General features: G+C 50.5%; 15 protein-coding genes. 7 read left to right on the forward strand and 8 right to left on the reverse strand.

All coding sequences use genetic code 11. The features are described 5' to 3' along the window. Positions 1–133 precede the first annotated feature (133 nt). Both araE and AC0LWE_RS09880 read left to right on the forward strand, forming a co-directional pair. Positions 134–1549, forward strand: coding sequence for an arabinose-proton symporter AraE (araE, locus tag AC0LWE_RS09875; protein ID WP_059177620.1), 1416 nt, complete (start codon positions 134–136; stop codon positions 1547–1549). 501 nt (positions 1550–2050) lie between these two features. Further along, positions 2051–3967, forward strand: a complete 1917-nt coding sequence (locus tag AC0LWE_RS09880; protein ID WP_202693888.1) for an acyltransferase family protein — start codon at positions 2051–2053, stop codon at positions 3965–3967. Between the two features lie 242 nt (positions 3968–4209). Here AC0LWE_RS09880 and AC0LWE_RS09885 read toward each other — a convergent pair whose 3' ends face one another. The 5 genes from AC0LWE_RS09885 to AC0LWE_RS09905 form a co-directional block, all read right to left on the reverse strand. Beyond that, positions 4210–5337 carry an oligogalacturonate lyase family protein gene (locus tag AC0LWE_RS09885; RefSeq protein ID WP_202667677.1) on the reverse strand — a complete coding sequence of 376 codons (1128 nt, stop codon included), beginning with the start codon at positions 5335–5337 and terminating at the stop codon, positions 4210–4212. A 65-nt stretch (positions 5338–5402) separates the two neighbouring features. Next, entirely contained in the window at positions 5403–6689 is a 1287-nt protein-coding gene (locus AC0LWE_RS09890; RefSeq protein ID WP_059177623.1) for an ABC transporter substrate-binding protein, read from the reverse strand. A 14-nt stretch (positions 6690–6703) separates the two neighbouring features. Next, positions 6704–7831 carry an ABC transporter ATP-binding protein gene (locus AC0LWE_RS09895; protein ID WP_059177624.1) on the reverse strand — a complete coding sequence of 376 codons (1128 nt, stop codon included), beginning with the start codon at positions 7829–7831 and terminating at the stop codon, positions 6704–6706. Positions 7832–7843: 12 nt separating this feature from the next. Beyond that, the gene (locus tag AC0LWE_RS09900; protein ID WP_015960282.1) at positions 7844–8746 is read right to left on the reverse strand and encodes a carbohydrate ABC transporter permease; all 903 of its coding nucleotides are present in this window, start codon (positions 8744–8746) and stop codon (positions 7844–7846) included. Continuing rightward, positions 8739–9629, reverse strand: coding sequence for a carbohydrate ABC transporter permease (locus tag AC0LWE_RS09905; RefSeq protein WP_216980968.1), 891 nt, complete (start codon positions 9627–9629; stop codon positions 8739–8741). The genes AC0LWE_RS09900 and AC0LWE_RS09905 overlap by 8 nt, the downstream gene beginning before the upstream one ends. A 545-nt stretch (positions 9630–10174) precedes the next feature. Between AC0LWE_RS09905 and wzz(fepE) the strand changes: the two genes are divergently transcribed. Continuing rightward, positions 10175–11299 carry an LPS O-antigen length regulator Wzz(fepE) gene (gene wzz(fepE) / locus AC0LWE_RS09910; RefSeq protein WP_202693886.1) on the forward strand — a complete coding sequence of 375 codons (1125 nt, stop codon included), beginning with the start codon at positions 10175–10177 and terminating at the stop codon, positions 11297–11299. 66 nt (positions 11300–11365) lie between these two features. On the opposite strand, the gene AC0LWE_RS09915 is transcribed toward wzz(fepE), so the two are convergent. Continuing rightward, entirely contained in the window at positions 11366–11689 is a 324-nt protein-coding gene (locus tag AC0LWE_RS09915; RefSeq protein ID WP_219347415.1) for a cupin domain-containing protein, read from the reverse strand. A gap of 135 nt (positions 11690–11824) precedes the next feature. Here AC0LWE_RS09915 and AC0LWE_RS09920 point away from each other — a divergent pair, with 135 nt between their 5' ends. Further along, complete coding sequence (locus tag AC0LWE_RS09920; protein ID WP_202693885.1) at positions 11825–12517, forward strand: aspartate/glutamate racemase; 693 nt, start codon at positions 11825–11827, stop codon at positions 12515–12517. A gap of 6 nt (positions 12518–12523) precedes the next feature. Here AC0LWE_RS09920 and AC0LWE_RS09925 read toward each other — a convergent pair whose 3' ends face one another. Continuing rightward, positions 12524–13447, reverse strand: coding sequence for a LysR family transcriptional regulator (locus tag AC0LWE_RS09925; protein ID WP_202693884.1), 924 nt, complete (start codon positions 13445–13447; stop codon positions 12524–12526). A 121-nt stretch (positions 13448–13568) separates the two neighbouring features. On the opposite strand from AC0LWE_RS09925, the gene lysA reads away from it, so the two are divergent. Further along, a complete protein-coding gene (lysA, locus tag AC0LWE_RS09930; RefSeq protein ID WP_059177628.1) occupies positions 13569–14831 on the forward strand; it encodes a diaminopimelate decarboxylase in 1263 nt (420 codons plus the stop codon). Here lysA and AC0LWE_RS09935 read toward each other — a convergent pair. Beyond that, entirely contained in the window at positions 14823–15839 is a 1017-nt protein-coding gene (locus AC0LWE_RS09935) for a LacI family DNA-binding transcriptional regulator (protein ID WP_202667674.1), read from the reverse strand. The genes lysA and AC0LWE_RS09935 overlap by 9 nt on opposite strands. 300 nt (positions 15840–16139) lie before the next feature. On the opposite strand from AC0LWE_RS09935, the gene AC0LWE_RS09940 reads away from it, so the two are divergent. Then, entirely contained in the window at positions 16140–17477 is a 1338-nt protein-coding gene (locus AC0LWE_RS09940) for a PTS sugar transporter subunit IIC (protein ID WP_059177630.1), read from the forward strand. Positions 17478–17484: 7 nt separating this feature from the next. Then, on the forward strand, positions 17485–18912 hold the full coding sequence (locus AC0LWE_RS09945; protein ID WP_219347416.1) for a glycoside hydrolase family 1 protein: 1428 nt from the start codon (positions 17485–17487) through the stop codon (positions 18910–18912). Positions 18913–18920: the final 8 nt, after the last annotated feature.

Consider the following 18920-nt stretch of genomic DNA (forward strand, 5'->3'; position numbering starts at 1 on the left):
TTAAATTGTAATATCCATCACAAAACGATGCCTGACAACCCAATAATCCATATCTTCGCGTTATAAGACCTGACACTTTATCGCGCTTTCTCGTAATTTCAGTAAACGTCTTACGCTGTTATGGCTGGAAATAATGACATCATTTAATGACTCACTTTTAATGCCCCGCGCGCTGCGCGATACCCGCAGAATGAACCAGTTCGTCTCGATTTCTGCTGCGGTAGCGGGTTTGCTGTTTGGCCTGGATATCGGCGTGATTGCCGGTGCGTTACCGTTTATTACCGATCACTTTACGCTCAGTAATCGCCTGCAGGAGTGGGTGGTGAGCAGTATGATGCTGGGCGCGGCGCTGGGTGCGCTGTTCAACGGCTGGCTATCGTTCAAACTGGGCCGAAAATACAGCCTGATGGTGGGGGCGATTTTGTTTGTCGCCGGATCGTTAGGCTCGGCGTTTGCGACAGGTATTGAAGCCCTATTGCTGTCACGCGTGTTGCTTGGCGTGGCTGTTGGCATCGCATCGTACACGGCACCGCTTTATCTCTCTGAGATGGCGAGTGAAAATGTGCGCGGCAAAATGATCAGCATGTACCAACTGATGGTCACGCTCGGGATTGTGCTGGCGTTCCTGTCGGACACGTATTTCAGCTATAGCGGCAACTGGCGCGCGATGCTTGGCGTACTGGCGCTTCCCGCTGTACTGTTGATGGTGTTGGTGATTTTTTTACCGAACAGTCCGCGCTGGCTGGCGCAAAAAGGGCGTCACGTTGAGGCGGAGGAAGTGCTGCGTATGCTGCGTGACACCTCGGAAAAAGCGCGCGAAGAGCTGAATGAAATTCGCGAAAGCCTGAAGCTAAAGCAGGGCGGTTTTGCACTGTTTAAGGCGAACCGAAACGTGCGCCGCGCGGTGTTTCTCGGCATGTTGTTGCAGGCGATGCAGCAGTTTACCGGTATGAATATCATCATGTATTACGCCCCGCGTATCTTCAAAATGGCCGGATTCACCACGACCGAGCAGCAGATGATCGCCACGCTGGTGGTGGGGCTGACCTTTATGTTCGCGACCTTTATTGCGGTCTTTACCGTGGATAAAGCCGGGCGTAAACCCGCGCTGAAAATTGGTTTCAGCGTCATGGCGATCGGCACGTTGATTCTCGGCTATTGCCTGATGCAGTTTGATAATGGCACGGCGTCGAGCAGTCTTTCCTGGCTGTCTGTTGGGATGACGATGATGTGTATTGCGGGTTATGCGATGAGCGCCGCGCCGGTGGTATGGATCTTGTGCTCTGAAATTCAGCCGCTGAAGTGCCGCGATTTTGGTATCACCTGTTCGACCACCACCAACTGGGTGTCGAATATGATTATCGGCGCGACTTTCCTGACCTTGCTCGACGCTATTGGTGCTGCGGGAACGTTTTGGCTCTATACCGCGCTCAACGTGGTATTTATTGGGATCACGTTCTGGTTAATTCCTGAAACCAAAAACGTTACGCTGGAACATATCGAGCGCAGGCTGATGTCTGGAGAGAAGTTACGCAATATCGGCGTGTAATTTTCCGTTCCTTCGCCTAAGGCAAAAGCGAAACGGCAACGTCGGTTGCCGTTTTAGTGTTTACTCCCTCTCCCTGTGGAATAACAAAGCAAAGACCCGCATAAAACCTTAGAGAACTGCGGTCAGGCCAGGATAGCGCCGAAACGGCCCCTTACATTTTAAGCGTTTGGACTTGAGCTAAGGCAGGGCGTGAACATCCGCCGACAGTCGACGGCTTAGATGGGGACACCCTAATTCTTATCGTCTCTGCTGAAACAGGTGCTTATGTTTTTATCAACGGCATTCTTGCGTCTATCCTACGAGACATAAACTGAGCGGTGATCTCCGCGGATTTGCGATCTTCATGTAGCACATCATTCTCACTCCCCGGAAGGGAACATGACGCCCTAGCATTAAGGCTTGCTAACTTATACAATGCTGGGCTCTTAACCTATTTCGAACATTATGTGTATCAGATGTTGAAGAGATTAAGATTAAATATTCATGTTTCTTGGAATTCCAATGAGTAATATAACAATATCGTTAGCAAGCGATAAATCCACAGAGAAAGTAAATTTTCGCCACGATATAAATTTATTACGTGGGCTGGCCATTTTATCCGTTGTTTTTTACCACTTCGTGCCAAAGTTGCTACCTGGTGGATTTATAGGTGTTGACATTTTCTTTGTTATCTCCGGCTACTTGATGACATCAATAATCACAAAAAATGCCATCAAGGGAGATTTTTCATTCATATCTTTTTACTCAGCCAGATTCAGACGGATAGTTCCGGCACTATTTGTTATGACTATCACGCTGATGCTTGCATTTTGGTACTGGTTGCCAACAGTCGAATACAGAAAACTCGGGAACTACGTTGGGTACGTCGTATTATTTATTTCAAACATCAGGTTAAATAAAGAATCAGGGGATTATTTCGCCAGTGACTCCCATGAGAATTGGTTTCTTCACACATGGTCACTCTCAGTGGAATGGCAATTCTATTTGCTATTGCCGCTTTTAATTGTTTTTTTAGTGAAAATAAAAAAAGCGAAATCATTGCCATATGTATTTTTGGCGCTTGCTGTTTTGTCATTTTCGTCTTCTGTCTATCATAGCTCTGAATTTGACTCCTCCACGTTTTATTTATTACAGTACCGGGCTTGGGAAATGTTGTGTGGCGGGTTGAGTTTTTTCTTAACCGCAAAGATGAGTTCGACTGTTAGAAATATTGGTGCCGCAACAGGTCTTGTTGCTATCATTCTTTGTGCATTCTTATTAGATAAAAATGTGACTTGGCCAGGCATATTTACAGTAATACCTGTTGCCAGCACAATGCTGTGTATCATCTGTAATAGCCAAACATTAGCGTCCCAGTTAGATCGTCATATTAGTTGGGTCGGTTTAAGTTCGTACTCCGTCTACCTGTGGCACTGGCCCCTTGCGGTATTGCTGGTTTATGCCAACGTAAACAACGATGTTCGTTGGGTAAGTCTTGCACTCATCGCCTCGTTTATTATTGGCGTTCTCTCATGGAAAACTATCGAAAACCCAGCAAGAAGCGCATTAGCCCGGATTTCCAACCTTTCGCTTTTAACGGTGGCTATAGTCTTTGCAGGCAGTCTCTATTTGACTTCATATGCCATTAAAAATCAGATAGTAACCAACGATCCCAATCCCCGAGTCGATGTCATCGCCTCTGAAGCAATCAACAAAAACTACAGTGAAGATAGTAGAACCCATATCAGTCACTATGGTTCAGGTCCTGTCAAAGCTATTATTATTGGCGATTCACATGCGGTGGCGACAGCGACAGCACTGGCTTCAGCGGTAGGCGATAATGGGTCAGTCGTTGGCCTTACGTATTCCGGATGCCCAAATATTGCGTTTGGCGACCTTAAAGACCACCCAGGATGTAGCCTCTTTAATCAACAGCTTTTGAATCGTTTGTCAGAATTCAATTCGCAGACTCCCGTTTTTTTGGTTAACCGGTCCACACATTACATTGAAAATGGATTAATTGATTTTGGTTCCAGGGCTGATTCAAAAGAAAAAAATGATGAATTGTTCAAAGAATCCTATTCTGAAATGGTGTGTGCAATACGCAAGCGTCATAACGTCTTCATGGTGAATCCGATCCCTGAAATGCCCGTGAATGTACCAAGACGTATATCACACGATTTGATGATGGGGAAAACACCAGAAGATATATTTACAACAGTCCAGTCGTATATCGAAAGGAATCAATTGATTTTAGACGCTCAAAAAAAGGCAGCGAAAAGCTGTAGTGCAGAAATCTTAAAACCTATCGATTATTTATGTCACGATGGGTTGTGTTATGGAAGCGAAAATCTTCAACCACTTTATTTTGATGACAATCATATAAGTGAAACAGGAAATAAAAAAATCATACCCATGTTCAAAAGCGCCTTGAAGTGAAAAAATAAAAAAGCGCCATCACAGGCGCTTTTTTTAATTTCTTCTGATACCAATAACGTAAATTATGCTGACACAACAGATAATTCACCCCTCTCATCGACAAAATCTCACCAACTGATGTTGTTATCTCTCATTTAATTTCAGTCTATTTGCGCTATGTAAACAAAATTCGCCACATCACTGTAGGGTTAAAGAAGTCATTGATGAGTTCTATCTCTGACATCACGGCAGGGGTGATGGCATCAGACAGCGCAAAGATAAAGTGCCGGCATCCCTTCCTCATCCGACGTATACAGAACCCACTTATTGTCCGGTGAAAACGACGGGTGCGGATGCGTCACCTGCCGATCGCCATCCAACACTTTCCAGCTCGTGTTGTGCTGACAAATGGCTTTTTGCGTTCCGGCCGCAATATCAAACACCCAAATAAACGGATCGTTAAGACTGATATCGCCGGTATTGTGCGGCGCGCCGTCGCCAACAATCAGCGACCCGTCGAAATTGCTCATCAGATGTGAGCACGGTGGGATCGCCATGAGCTGGCGGTTGTCGAGAGAGTGAGGGTCCGCGCTAAACAGATAGCGCTGCGGATCGTTTTCTTTATGCGCCACGTAATACAGCGCGGAACCGTCCGGCACCCAGAATTCATGAGTAAAGCTTTCACCTGGCGCATGCTGGCGCACCTTACGCAGATTGCTACCGTCCTCGTTGATCAACCACATACGGGCATCAATCGCATCGCGTGGACCTTCGTGACAAAACGCGACGGTATTGTCGTCGAACGGGCGATAAATGGGGTGCCCTAGCCAGCGTTTTTCTTGCAAAATCACGCGCGGCTCACCCGTGCATAAATCGATGTTAATGAGGCGGCATTCCGGCTGGGTGAAGTAAAACGCGCGGAATTTGCTCCAGTCTGTCAGCGGCTGCCAGTCGCTCTTTTTAATCTCGATTCCGACCAGTTTTGTGCAATCAGAATTCGCGACCCAGGTGCCGTACGCCACCCACTCATCATCCACTTCATACACCACATGCTCTTCGAAACTCTCGAGATCAACCCGGCGCAGCTCACGACTGTTTTTCACATACCACAGAGATTTATCGTCATCAGATAAAAACCCACCAAAGGTATTATCGCCAGCGCCCTCGGTCAGTTGGGTTGCCTGTTGTTTTTCAATATCTAACAGGTAGTAATTCCAGTGGCCTTCGAATGCGCCACCAAAAATGATCTTGCTGCCGTCCTGCGTAAAACACTTTTGATAGAAATAATTACGGTGACAAATGATGTGCGGGGGCGTCATCCGTATCACCTCGTGTCCGGTTTCTGTATCCAGACGCGAGCGAAAATTCAATGGGATGATTTTGCCTTTCATAGGGTTTCTCCAGATAAAAAAATACCCTGCCACCGAAGGGACAGGGTAGGGATCGGACGGAATGATTAGCGCATTGCGCGTTTCAGGATACGTTCAGCCTGACGCTGGAAGTCTGCCGCGGTCTCTTCTACGGTTTTCTGGCCATAGTCGATGTACTGCAGAGAGGTACCAAACTGCGCCACGATCTGCGGATCGTCAAAGTAAGGTGACACGGAGAGTTTAGCTGGCAGAGATTGCGCCATGCGCAGACCCGCAACAGACGGATCGCTCTCTTTGATGGTGCCATCTTCGGTCAGGTATTGTACCGCGACTTTGCTTAATGGTACGCCGCGCTCCAGGCCCAGAGTGTGCACGCCTTCTTTGCTGTTCAGCAGGAAGTTAATCACTTTTGCAGCGGCTTCTGGGTTTTTGGTCGTTTTACCGATAGAGAGCATCTGTGCAGGTTTAAAGAATAGGCCCGCATCGGTTGCACCCGGCAGCATTGGGTAGTTACCCAGCTCCAGTTTTGCTGGTGGCTTCAGGTTATCGGAATACTTATTAATGGTGGAGTTCCACATGTAAGTTCCGCCCCATTCACCCTGAATCCATGGCTTCATTTCATACATGTTGCTCTTACCAAATGACGCATAGTATTTGGTGTCAGGCATTACGTGGCTATCTACCAGATTTTTATAGGTCTGGAAGAATTCAACCCACTGCTCTTTGGTGTAGGAGAACTTTTTGGCTTTCTCATCAACCGCAGGAATGTTGTATTTCTGAATCATGTAAGAGTTCAGCAGTGCCAGCGTATCCTGGTGTTCCAGAACCACAGGGTAATACTGTTTGCCCAGCTTGCTTTCGAAGGCTTTACCCGCCGCCATCAACGCGTCCCAGGTTTTCGGGTATTCAACGCCCGCTTTTTTCCAGGTCTCGTCATTGAAGTAGAACACGCGAGCCGTCACGGAGATTGGGATCCCGTTCAGCTTGCCGTTAACCGTGGTGGACTGCAGCTCTTTCGGATCAAACTGCGTTAAGTCGATCACGTCTTTCATTTTGTTCAGATCGTAGAAACCGTCGCCATTTTTCGAGAAAATTGGCAGCCAGTTCCAGTTGGTCTGCATCACGTCCGGCTCTGTGCCGCCCGCGATTTGCGTGGTCAGACGGGACAAGTGACCGTCCCAACCGGTGTATTCTGCTTTGACGTTAATGTCAGGGTTCTGTTTATGGAACTCTTCTAACGCCTTCAGCGTCACCTGATGACGGCCATTGCCCCCCCACCAGGACATACGTAAATCAACATCTTGCGCCATTGATGGTAGCGCGGTAAGGCCCAGGGTAGCGGAGATTGCTGCGCTTAAAAGCACTTTTTTCATTTTTATAACTCCATTTAGAGAGAGATGTTCTGTTCAGTTTTCGCGTCAAAGATATGACACTTATGCATGTCGAACTTAAAATACACCTTACGGTGAAGGCCCTTGTTGATCAGAGGCTTAGCTTCATCGGAAGGAATTCGGGCAGTCAGTTCGTACTCGCCAACTTTCAGGTAAACGAAGAATTCGTGCCCCATGTTTTCAGCGCGAACCATCTCGCCGCTGCAACTTCCCTCCGCGAATGGCTCATCGGAGATCGACACAAAGTCCGGGCGAATGCCGTAGAACATGTCTTTATCGGCGTAGCTGGCGACTTTCTCTTTCAGCTCTGCGCTTAACGGCATGGTCTGGTTGCCAATGGTCAGAGACAGCTGACCGTCCTGCTGCACCAGTTTGCTGGCACGGATGTTCATTTCTGGCGATCCAATAAAGCCGGCTACGAACATGTTTTTCGGTCTGTGGTACAGGTTATCCGGGGTATCTACCTGCATGATATGGCCGAGCTTCATCACGCAGATGCGATCGCCCATGGTCATTGCTTCGGTCTGGTCGTGTGTGACGTACACCGTGGTGGCCGGCTTGCCGGAAGCCTTCAACTGCTTGTGCAGGTCAGAGATACGGATACGCATCGAGGCACGCAGCTTGGCATCCAGGTTCGACAGCGGTTCATCGAACAGGAACACGTCTGGCTTTTTCACAATCGCACGGCCTACGGCCACACGCTGCGCCTGACCACCGGAGAGCTGACGCGGCAGACGATCCAGCAGCTCATCGAGCTCAAGGATTTTTGCCGCTTCGTTAACCTGCGCTTCGATCTGCGCTTTTGGCAGCTTGCTCAGCTTCAGGCCAAAGGCCAGGTTTTCACGCACGGTCATGTGCGGATACAGCGCATAGTTCTGGAACACCATCGCAATCCCGCGTTCTTTTGGCGCGAGGTTGTTCACGATTTTCTCACCGATGCGCACTTCGCCACCGCTGATGGTTTCCAGCCCGGCCAGCATGCGCAGGGTCGTTGATTTGGCGCAGCCGGACGGACCGACAATCACCATGAATTCCCCTTCAGCGATTTTCAGGTCGATAGCATGTACCGCTTTGAAGCCGTTGGAGTAAACCTTTTCCAGTTTGTTGAAAATAACTTCAGCCATGATATTTCCCTCTTAACCTTTAATTCCGCTGCTGGTTACGCCCTGTACGAAGTAGCGCTGTGCCAGGAAGAAGACAATGATAGATGGCAGAATGGAGATGCTCGCCATTGCCAGAATTTCGTTCCACGGCGCACCTTCGGTGACGTCGATGGACATTTTCAGAGCCAGTGCAATCGGGTATTTATCCACGCTGTAGACATAAATCAGCGGCCCGATAAAGTCGTTCATTGACCACATGAACTGGAACAATGCGACGGATATGATGGCCGGTTTCAGAATCGGCACCACCACGTACCAAAGCACTTGCAAGGAGTTACAGCCATCGATCTGTGCGGCTTCTTCCATATCACGCGGTACACCGCGCAAGAACTGAATCAGCATGAACACGAAGAACCCTTGGGTGGCAAACGCCAGCGGCAGGTACAGCGGCATATAGCTGTTCAGCATGCCCATTTCGCGGAACATCAGGTACTGAGGAATCAGCAGTACGGTGCTCGGCAGCAGCATGGTGGTGATGAGCGTGGCGAACCAGAATTTCTTCCACGGAATCTCGAAGCGCGCAAAGCCGTACGCCACGATAGTGGAAGAGATAATGGTCAGAATGACTTTCGGGATCACATACTTGAACGTATTCAGCATGTAGTGACCGAAGTTGTATTCTGTCCCGGTTTTCCAGCCGTTCACAAAGCCGTCCCAGGTCGCGTTTGCAGGCCACAGGCTTAAGGTGGTGAAGATCTCATGGTTCGGCTTAAACGACGCCGAGAACATCCAGACCAGCGGATAGAGCATCAACAAACCCACGAAAAGCAGGATCACGTAGCGAATGCTGGCGTTGATTTTCTCTTTGCGCATGGTCCGCGCGACTTCACGTTCTGCGATGCTTCTCGCCGTGGAAAGTTCTTGAATATCAGCCATTTTTGCCTCCTTTATCGGCGGAGTAGAACACCCAGTATTTCGAAGACTTAAAGGCGATAGCGGCAAAGACAGCGACTACCAGGAACAGGATCCAGGCCAGCGCAGCGCCGTAACCCATGTCAAAGTACTTGAATGCGGTGTCGTAGATGTACAGCGAGAACAGATACGTGGAGTAGGTTGGTCCGCCGCCCGTGATGACGTAGGGTCCAGTAAATTCCTGGAACGCCTGGGTGGTTTGCATGATGAAGTTGAAGAAAATAACCGGCGTAATCAGCGGCACGGTGACTTTCGTGAACATCTGCCATTTAGACGCACCGTCGATCATTGCCGCTTCATATTGAGATTGCGGAACGTTCTGTAGTGCTGCCAGGAAGATAACCATCGCCGAGCCAAACTGCCAGACGCGAAGCAGCGTGACGGACATCAGCGCCAGAGAGGGCTCGCCGAGCCAGTTCACCGCGTCAAAACCAAATACGCCAATGAAGTTGTTCAGGAGGCCATCAATTGCAAACAGTGCGCGCCACAAAACGGCAATTGCGACAGAGCTGCCAAGGATTGACGGAATATAGTAAGCGGTACGGAAGAATCCTATGCCACGTAATTTAAAGTTCAGGACAAACGCAATTCCCAGCGCAAACGCGAGTTTCAGTGGGATGGTCAAAAATACATACGCAAAGGTGACGCCCATGGATTTCCAGAAGAGTGCATCTTCGGTAAACATGTAGCGATAGTTTTCGATGCCGTTAAATACCGGCGGACTCATCAAATCGTAATCAGTAAAACTGAGAAAGAAAGATGAAACGAAGGGGAATGCGGTAAAGAGTATCAACCCGATGATATAGGGTGATATCCACGCAAGCCCCAGCATTTTGTTTTCATTCATACATACCTACCTGGCAATCAATGGTTTAAAACGGAATCTGCTGGTGATGCAGCTGCCCGCGCATTTGTTACGAAACGGGGAAGCGAGTGTTCTGTGTTCGACGCAAGGTGATGGTTCCTTTTACCTCTGATTAATAAGAACTTTCATGCGTTTTTCTCGACGCGCCCTGTCTGAGTTTTAAAACACGTGAACTGCTGTTCTTGATTTGTAAAACGGCGTTTTAATTTATTCTATTGCTATTTATTTCTGCGTCATTCGGTAAATGATGGAAATGTGATCGCCGTCGAAACGCTGTTTCAATAAAGTGAAGTGACTGGCAATTTTGACTTAAATGAGAAGGCCATATTCAGAAATACGAGAGGGATAAAAGTTGATGGTTCCACTATGCAACTTTAATTAACGCGCTGGTAACAACTACCAAATATCATAGTGTTGTCCTGATTTAAGTTAATTTTAAGTTCAGATAATTCCTAGGCTCTAGTATTATCATCTTCCCCCGATACGCCTCAGCAGGATTTAACTGCAATCTAAATAGAAGAATTGGTATGTCAGCGATGGATTTCAAAAAGAACAGGGAACTGGATTTTGCCCGCTATTCACCCCCCGAGCGTAAGCAAAATGAGATCGATTTCATCGACCTCATAGAGGTACTGCTCGCTGCGAAGAAGCGCATCATCATGACCGTTATGGCGTTTGCGATTGTCGGTGCGGTGGTTTCATTTATGATGCCGCAAAAATGGATCAGTAAAGCTATCGTCACTCCCCCAGAGCAAACGCAGTGGAATGATGTTGAGCAAATGCTGGTGACCTTAAAGGTGCTTGATGTCGACTTCAATATCAAACGCGAAGACACGTTCGAGCTCTTTATAAAGAAATTTCAGTCGCAATCGTTGTTTCAGGCATATATCAAATCATCGCCGTACGTGATGGATCAGCTAAAGGGCGCGAATATCGATCCGCTGGAACTGCATCGCGCGATTGTGGCTATCTCGGAAAGAATGACGGCACAGGACAATGCGGAGGTAAAAAATGCGGCGACCATGCCTTATACCGCCTGGACGCTGAGTTTTAGTGCGCCAAAAGCGCAGGATGCGCAGATCGTACTTGAGGGATACATTGCGTACATTTCTGCCATCGTTGAGAAAGAGACCATGCAAAACGTGCGCAACGCGATCGCACTGAAAACCCGCATGATGAAGGAGCGTCTGGAACTGGATCGTGTGCGACTGACCAATTTGCACAATATTACTATTCATCGTCTGAATTATTCACTGGAAGTGGCAAATGCCGCAGGGATTAAAAAACCCGTCTTTAGCAATGGTCAGGCGGTCAAAGACGATCCTGATTACTCTGTGGCGCTGGGGGCTGACGGTATCGCTCAAAAGCTGGCGATTGAGAAATCGTTAAAAGATGTCGCCGAGCTGAATGCTGATTTCCAGAATCGCGAACATCATCTTGCTCAGCTTGAGACGCTTTCCATTACCAATGTGAGTTTTGAACCGTTCAAATATCAGCTTCTGCCGTCATTACCGATGAAAAAAGAGGGGCCCGGCAAAGCGCTGATTATTATCCTGGCCGCGTTGGTTGGCGGGATTGTGGCCTGCGGAGGCGTGCTGATACGCGAAGCCATGCACTCTCGCGCTATGCTGTCAGACCCTGCGACAGCCTAAGAGAACGGCATAAAAAACGCTATAAAAAAGGGCGAATGAAAATTCGCCCTTTTTTACGTTAAGACATTACTTGAGGAAATCTTCACGCACCGGCGTAAAGGTATCCAGCAGCGTACCGGGCTTCAGACAAACGCAGCCGTGCATGACATGTGGCTCTTTATAAAGGGTGTCGCCCGCCGTCACCACATGCTTTTCTTCGCCGATGGTAAATTCGAACTCCCCGGACAGCACGTAAGTCAGCTGTTCGTGCGGGTGATTGTGCATCGGACCGACAGCGCCCTCTTCAAAATTAACCTCAACCGCCATAATTTTTCCGTTATGCGCCAGAATGCGGCGCGTGACGCCATTGCCCAGATCGTCAAGCGTTGTCTCTTTATGGAATCTAAACATTTTTATGTCCTGCTAAGTAGTGAAACATTGTTTTAATTAATTTATCGCACTACGGGTTAAAAGGAAACGACAAGCCAAATAACTGGAAACACGATCACAAGTTTGCTTCACTGGAGGAAACATAAAGGAGCGAATATGAAAACGATCGGCCTGATAGGTGGAATGAGCTGGGAATCGACCATTCCTTATTACCGTCTGATTAACGAAGGCATCAAACAGCATCTCGGTGGCCTGCATTCGGCAAGCCTGCTGCTGCACAGCGTAGATTTTCATGAAATTGAAGCCTGCCAGGCCAGCGGCGAGTGGGATAAAGCAGGTGAAATGCTGGCGCAGGCAGCGTTAGGTCTGGAACGTGCAGGCGCACAAGGCATTCTGTTATGTACCAATACGATGCATAAAGTGGCATCGCATATTGAAACCCGCTGTTCACTGCCGTTCCTGCATATTGCGGATGCGACAGGAAGGGCGATTGCGGCGACCGGCATGCAACGCGTGGCGCTGCTGGGTACGCGCTACACCATGGAACAGGATTTCTATCGTGGGCGCCTGGAGACGCAATTCGGGATTGAAAGCAGCGTACCGGACGAAGCAGATCGCGCGCGCATCAACCAAATTATCTTTGAAGAGCTGTGCCTGGGGACGTTCAGCGACGCCTCGCGCCACTATTATCTTAGCGTGATTGATAAGCTGGCGAAGCAGGGTGCACAAGGGGTGATCTTTGGCTGCACCGAGATCGGACTGTTAGTCCCGGCAGAAGAAAGCCCGATCCCGGTGTTTGATACCACGGCCATTCATGCCGTGGACGCGGTGGAGTTTATGCTCTCGTAACAGGTTCTACACCTTTTGTAGTTCGGGTAAACGGTGCGCTATCTGAAGCGAATGCTCAGCCAAATGTGTCGAAAAAGACTCGACAAGCGCCGAGGCAGGACGATGCAGCGGCCTGATCAAACTGACGGTGAACGGCACTGAAATGCTGAAACGACGAATCACAATCCCGCTATCGGCGTAATCCAACGCCGTTAGCGGGTTGACCACCGCAATGCCGACGCCTGCCCGAACCATGGCGCAAATGGATGCTGCGCTGTGTGTTTCCACAACCATTCGGCGTTTCACCTGATGTTCTGCGAATAATGAATCGAGTAAGTGTCGATAGCTGTCCGTTTGCGACAGGCTGATATAATTCTCGCCGTGAAAATCAGCAGGCGTCAGCACGCTCTTGCTGGTCAGCGGATGCCCTTTGGGCAACACACACACTTCATCCAGCGAGAGTAATTCTGTGCGTTCAGTGCCTGCGGGCGTGGCGAGTGTTTCGGTCAGGCCTAAATCGTGGCGCTGCGCGGAGAGCCACTCTTCGAGTAACGGCGACTCCTGCGGCACAATGGTGAGATTGACGTCAGGATAGCGCGCCAGGAACGGCTGAATAAGCTGCGGCAGAAAGGATTGCGAAAAAACCGGCAGACAGACAATCGATAACTCGCCCTGACGGAACTCCCGCAGGCTCTCCGCCGCGCTGACGATGCGATCCAGGCCGTACCAGGATCGCTGAACTTCCTCGAACAAGCGCAACCCTTGCACTGTGGCGTGAAGCCTGCCACGGGTACGTTCAAACAGCGTTAATCCCAACACTTTTTCAAAGCGCGCCAGTTCACGGCTGACCGTGGGCTGGGAGGTGTGCAGCATCTGCGCGGCTTCTGTTAGATTTCCGGTGGTCATCACCGCATGAAAAATTTCAATGTGGCGTAAGTTAACGGCGGGCATAAGGCACCTGTTTTTATCGATTATCCATATCATTTTTGCATAGACTCGCGATAAAACGATATTTTTTATTCTTATTCAGCTGTGGCGTAATGTTAAAAAATGCCGTTATCTGGAGAACACCATGCCACGCCCGCTCAACAACACGGAAACTGACCTGAACGCCGCGAATTTACTGCGACTCCCTGCCGAATTCGGCTGCCCGGTCTGGGTTTACGATGCGCAGATCGTTCGCGAAAAGATCGCCGCCCTGCATCAGTTTGACGTGGTGCGTTTCGCTCAGAAAGCATGCTCGAATATTCATATTTTGCGTCTGATGCGCGAGCAGGGCGTCAAAGTTGACTCGGTATCGTTGGGCGAAATTGAACGCGCGTTGGCAGCCGGGTACGATCCGCAGGCCGACAGCGATGCGATTGTCTTTACCGCAGACCTGATTGATAGCGCCACGCTGGCGCGCGTGCATGAACTGCAGATTCCGGTAAATGCCGGTTCTGTGGATATGCTGGAACAGCTTGGGCAGGTTTCTCCAGGTCATCGCGTGTGGTTGCGCGTCAACCCAGGTTTTGGGCATGGCCACAGCCAAAAAACCAATACCGGCGGGGAAAACAGCAAACACGGCATCTGGTATGCCGATCTGCCCGCCGCGCTAGAGGTATTGCAGCGCTACAATCTGACACTTGTGGGCATTCACATGCATATCGGTTCTGGCGTGGATTATGCGCATCTGGAGCAAGTGTGCGGTGCGATGGTGAACCAGGTGATCGATTTTGGTCAGGATCTGGAGGCAATCTCGGCGGGCGGCGGTTTGTCGATCCCTTATCGCGAAGGCGAAGAGGCGATCGATACCGATCACTACTACGGCCTGTGGAGTGCGGCGCGCGACAAAATCGCTGCGCATCTTGGGCATGCGGTCAAACTGGAAATTGAACCGGGGCGTTTCCTGGTGGCGGAATCGGGCGTGCTGGTGGCGCAGGTCCGCAGCGTTAAAGCGATGGGCAGTCGTCATTTTGTGTTGATCGACGCAGGTTTTAACGATCTCATGCGACCGTCAATGTACGGCAGCTATCACCACATTACGGCGCTGGCGGCAGATGGGCGTGATTTAACGACTGCGCCGCAGGTCGACACGGTAGTGGCAGGCCCGCTGTGCGAATCGGGTGATGTGTTCACTCAGCAGGAAGGCGGAAAAGTGGAAACCCGCGCGCTGCCTGCGGTTCAGCCTGGTGACTATCTGGTGTTGCACGACACCGGCGCGTACGGCGCGTCGATGTCATCGAATTACAACAGTCGTCCGTTATTGCCGGAAGTGCTGTTTGATCACGGCGTGGCGCGACTGATCCGTCGTCGCCAGACCATTCAGGAGCTGCTGGCACTTGAGCTATTTTGAGGCGTAATACGGTCCTGTCGTCACCGAGTCACGCAAAACCAGCGTACCGGTAAACGGCGGGATCGTTTCGACCGGCTGGTTATTTGCCAGCCGGATCGCCTGATCGATGGCCGTGACGATCATGCTGTCGATCGGTAAATAGACCGATGAGAGTGCTGGCTCAAGCCATTTTGCACAGGGCGCATCGTCAAAGCCAAACAGCGAAATATCCTGCGGAATACGCAGTCCCGCCTGATGCAGCGCCTTTGATGCCCCGAGCGCCATGTCATCGTTACAGGCAAACAGCGCGCTGAACGGCGCGTTTTCACTGAGCAATTCCCGACACAGTTCATACCCTCGCGTCATGCCCGCATCGCCGTACTTTACGCGACGATCGTCCCAGACAATTCCATGCTTTTCCAACGCCTTACGATATCCCATCAGGCGTGCTTTACCCGTTGGCGTATGAATTGGCACGGTCATACAGGCGATTTCGCGATGGCCCTGACTGATTAAATAATCAACCGCTTTAAATGCCGCGTCTTGCTGTTCAAAGAACACGCAGCGATCCGCCGCCTGAGCGACTTCGCGGTTAATCACCACCAGCGGGGTTTGCACGGTGTGGATCAGCTTCATGATCGCTTTTTCGCTCATGTAGCGGGTGTAAAGCACGATTGCGTCGCACCTGCGATCCGCCAGCATTTGCACCGCTTGTTCTTCCTGCTCTGGCGCGTCATGGCCGTCGGTGACAATCAGCTGTTTGCCGTGCGTTTCGGTCTGTCGCGACGCCTGTTGCAGCAGACGACCAAAATAGAAACCGTCAAATGTCGACACCACCAGACCAATGCTGTTGCTGGTCTGGTTCGCCAGTGATTGCGCGAGAAAGTTCGGACGATAGCCTAACTCTTCCATCGCTTTAAACACTTGCTGACGCGTACTCTCTTTTACCTGACCTGTGCCGTTCAGCACGCGCGAAACCGTCGCTTTCGAGACACCTGCGCGTAATGAGACATCCAGCATTGTTGCCATTAGAAATTCCTGCTCTCACGTAATCGTCATGAGTTTATCACACAGAGTGAAAGGGATAAGCGGGGCGGGGGAGCGAAAAGCCCCATCAAGATCACGCTTTCTGGCAACGGTTCGCCACTTCAGCATAAAACGGGGTAAGTGGTATGCCAAAGTGGTGAAAAATCATGATTTGGAATACCTCTTAGCGCAGTGAGAGCTCAATCACAGAACGATCTGGCGTGGGCGACTATTTTTGGTATGCCAATAGTATCCGGCTGTACACCTTATTCTATAAAAGCCCTTTTACTGAGGTATTACCCTATGGCTTTACAGGAAAAACTGATCAACTCTCTGGGCAGTTTCGCCACCACCTTCAATAGCTATCGCTATATTATGGCGATCAAATCCGCCTTCATTACCCTCATGCCCGTCATCATCGTTGGGGCATTTTCGGTTCTGATCTCCAACATGGTTCTGGATCCAAAAAACGGGTTAGCCAGCTTTGAATCGCTCTCTTTTCTGGCCGCATTAAAGCCGATCACCAGCGCCCTGAATTACGCCACGCTGAACTTCCTGAACATCGGCGCGGTGTTTCTTATTGGTATTGAGCTGGGGCGTATTAACGGAATTAAATCGTTGTTCCCTGGCCTGCTGGCAGTGATCTGCTTTATTTGCGTCACGCCAACCACCGTCGAAATGCTGGTGGATGGCGAAATGCACGTGGTGAAAGATGTGCTGCTGCGCCAGTTCTCTGACACCCGCAGTCTGTTCCTCGGCATGTTCATCGCCATTCTCTCCGTCGAGGTTTACTGCTGGCTGGAGAACCGCAACGGCCTGAAAATCAAAATGCCGGACACCGTGCCGCCTAACGTGGCGGCGTCGTTCTCCGCGCTGATCCCGGCCATTATCACCACCACCGCGATTGCGACGTTTGGCTTTGTTTTCCACCAAATCACCGGCATGTATCTTTACGACGCGGTGTATCAGGTGGTTCAGCAGCCGCTGGAGCGCGTCGTGCAAAGCTTGCCGGGCATTCTGCTGTTGATGTTTGTGGCACAGCTTTTCTGGGTGATCGGGATTCATGGCAATCAGATGATCAAGCCGATCCGCGAGCCACTGCTGCTGGGGGCGATCACCGTCAACATGAGCGCGTTTGAGCAGGGCAAAGAGATCCCGAATATTATCACCATGCCGTTCTGGGATGTGTATATGAGCATCGGCGGGTCGGGGCTGACCATCGGTCTGCTGATCGCGGTGATGATCGGCACCAAGCGCAAAGAGATGCGTGAGATTGCCAAGCTCTCCATTGGCCCTGGGATCTTCAACATCAACGAGCCCGTGATCTTCGGGATGCCGATCATGCTGAACCCGATTCTGGCCATTCCTTTCATCATCACGCCGCTGGTGACCGGCTCGATTGGCTATTTCGCCACGGTGACGGGCTTCGCCGGAAAAGCCGTGGTGATGGTGCCGTGGACGACGCCGCCACTGATTAACGCCTGGCTGTCAACGGCAGGCTCGATGGGTGCTGTGGTCACGCAATTTATCTGCATCATCACCGCCGTGCTGATCTATTTGCCGTTTGTGAGAATCGCCTCGCGCCGCGCGGAACAAGCGGCCCTACTGGCACAAAGCCAGCAAGCGACCAACAACGCATGAGGATGTTATGAGTATAAAAAGTATTGCGATACCGCAGGATTTTATTCTGGGCGCAGCGGCGTCCGCCTGGCAGACGGAAGGCTGGAGTGGAAAAAAAGAGGGTCAGGATTCGTGGATCGATCTCTGGTACAAAAACGATCGACACGTCTGGCATAACGGTTTTGGACCCGCGGTCGCGACCGATTTCATCAATCGTTTTCGTGAAGACGTGGCGCTGATGAAGCAGGCCGGACTCACCCACTACCGCACGTCAATCAACTGGTCGCGTTTTCTGACGGACTATGAAAACGCAACCGTTGATGAAGAGTACGCCTCATATTACGACGCGTTGTTCGACGAAATGCACCGGCAGGGCATCGAGCCGATGATCTGCCTTGAGCATTACGAACTGCCGGGTGTTTTGCTGGAAACCTACGGGGGCTGGGCGTCGAAACATGTCGTCGAGCTGTTCGTACGTTATGCGCAAAAGGTGTTTGAACGCTACCACGCAAAAGTCACGCGCTGGTTTACCTTCAATGAGCCAATCGTCGTGCAAACTCGCGTCTATCTGGATGCGCTGCGTTGGCCCTATGAACAGAACACCCACACCTGGATGCAGTGGAATCACCATAAAGTGCTGGCAACCGCGAAGGTAGTGAAGCATTTTCACGAGAAGGGCTATCACGGAACGGTGGGCTGTATTCTCAATCCGGAAGTCACTTATCCGCGCTCTCAGGCGCCACATGACGTGCGTGCCGCTGAGCGCTACGATCTGTTTTACAACCGTGTTTTCCTCGATCCGTTTGTGCACGGGCGCTATCCGCAAGAGCTGTTCACGCTGCTGGAGCAGCATCAGGTGCAGTGGGAATATACGGCCGAAGAGTTGGCGATCATCGCGGAAAACACCGTCGATGAGTTGGGGATCAATCTGTATTATCCCCATCGCGTCAAAGCGCCGTCGCGAGCATGGCATCCCGAGACGCCTTTCCATCCGGCCTATTATTACGAGCCCTTCGACCTGCCGGGACGCAGGATGAATAAATCACGCGGATGGGAGATTTATCCACGCATTATTTACGACATGGCGATGCGCATTAAAAACGAATATCGCAACATTCCGTGGTTTGTGGCGGAGAGCGGCATGGGCGTGGAAAACGAAGCGCAGTTCCGCAACCGTGACGGCGTGATTGAAGACAGTTACCGCATTGATTTTATCAGCGAGCATCTCTATTACACGCTGTTGGCACGAGAGGAGGGGGCAAACTGCCACGGCTATATGCTGTGGGCGTTTACCGATAATGTCTCGCCAATGAATGCCTTTAAAAATCGCTACGGGCTGATTGAGATCGACCTGGAAAATAATCGCGCGCGCCGGGCGAAAAAATCCGCTTCGTGGTTCCGACAGCTGCGAGATGAGCGCAGGCTGACGCTCACTGTCGATGATGAATGGAAATAGGCTCTTCA

The organism is Lelliottia sp. RD5 (assembly GCF_056032945.1).

What these genes read in the sequence shown, in the direction of transcription:
- AC0LWE_RS09915 (WP_219347415.1), bottom strand. Translation starts at nt 11,689, where the DNA reads ATGTTTAGATTCCATAAAGAGACAACGCTTGACGATCTGGGCAATGGC.
- AC0LWE_RS09925 (WP_202693884.1), bottom strand. Translation starts at nt 13,447, where the DNA reads ATGCCCGCCGTTAACTTACGCCACATTGAAATTTTTCATGCGGTGATG.
- AC0LWE_RS09940 (WP_059177630.1), top strand. Translation starts at nt 16,140, where the DNA reads ATGGCTTTACAGGAAAAACTGATCAACTCTCTGGGCAGTTTCGCCACC.
- araE (WP_059177620.1), top strand. Translation starts at nt 134, where the DNA reads ATGACATCATTTAATGACTCACTTTTAATGCCCCGCGCGCTGCGCGAT.
- AC0LWE_RS09920 (WP_202693885.1), top strand. Translation starts at nt 11,825, where the DNA reads ATGAAAACGATCGGCCTGATAGGTGGAATGAGCTGGGAATCGACCATT.
- AC0LWE_RS09885 (WP_202667677.1), bottom strand. Translation starts at nt 5,337, where the DNA reads ATGAAAGGCAAAATCATCCCATTGAATTTTCGCTCGCGTCTGGATACA.
- AC0LWE_RS09900 (WP_015960282.1), bottom strand. Translation starts at nt 8,746, where the DNA reads ATGGCTGATATTCAAGAACTTTCCACGGCGAGAAGCATCGCAGAACGT.
- AC0LWE_RS09890 (WP_059177623.1), bottom strand. Translation starts at nt 6,689, where the DNA reads ATGAAAAAAGTGCTTTTAAGCGCAGCAATCTCCGCTACCCTGGGCCTT.
- AC0LWE_RS09880 (WP_202693888.1), top strand. Translation starts at nt 2,051, where the DNA reads ATGAGTAATATAACAATATCGTTAGCAAGCGATAAATCCACAGAGAAA.
- AC0LWE_RS09945 (WP_219347416.1), top strand. Translation starts at nt 17,485, where the DNA reads ATGAGTATAAAAAGTATTGCGATACCGCAGGATTTTATTCTGGGCGCA.
- AC0LWE_RS09905 (WP_216980968.1), bottom strand. Translation starts at nt 9,629, where the DNA reads ATGAATGAAAACAAAATGCTGGGGCTTGCGTGGATATCACCCTATATC.
- lysA (WP_059177628.1), top strand. Translation starts at nt 13,569, where the DNA reads ATGCCACGCCCGCTCAACAACACGGAAACTGACCTGAACGCCGCGAAT.
- AC0LWE_RS09935 (WP_202667674.1), bottom strand. Translation starts at nt 15,839, where the DNA reads ATGGCAACAATGCTGGATGTCTCATTACGCGCAGGTGTCTCGAAAGCG.
- AC0LWE_RS09895 (WP_059177624.1), bottom strand. Translation starts at nt 7,831, where the DNA reads ATGGCTGAAGTTATTTTCAACAAACTGGAAAAGGTTTACTCCAACGGC.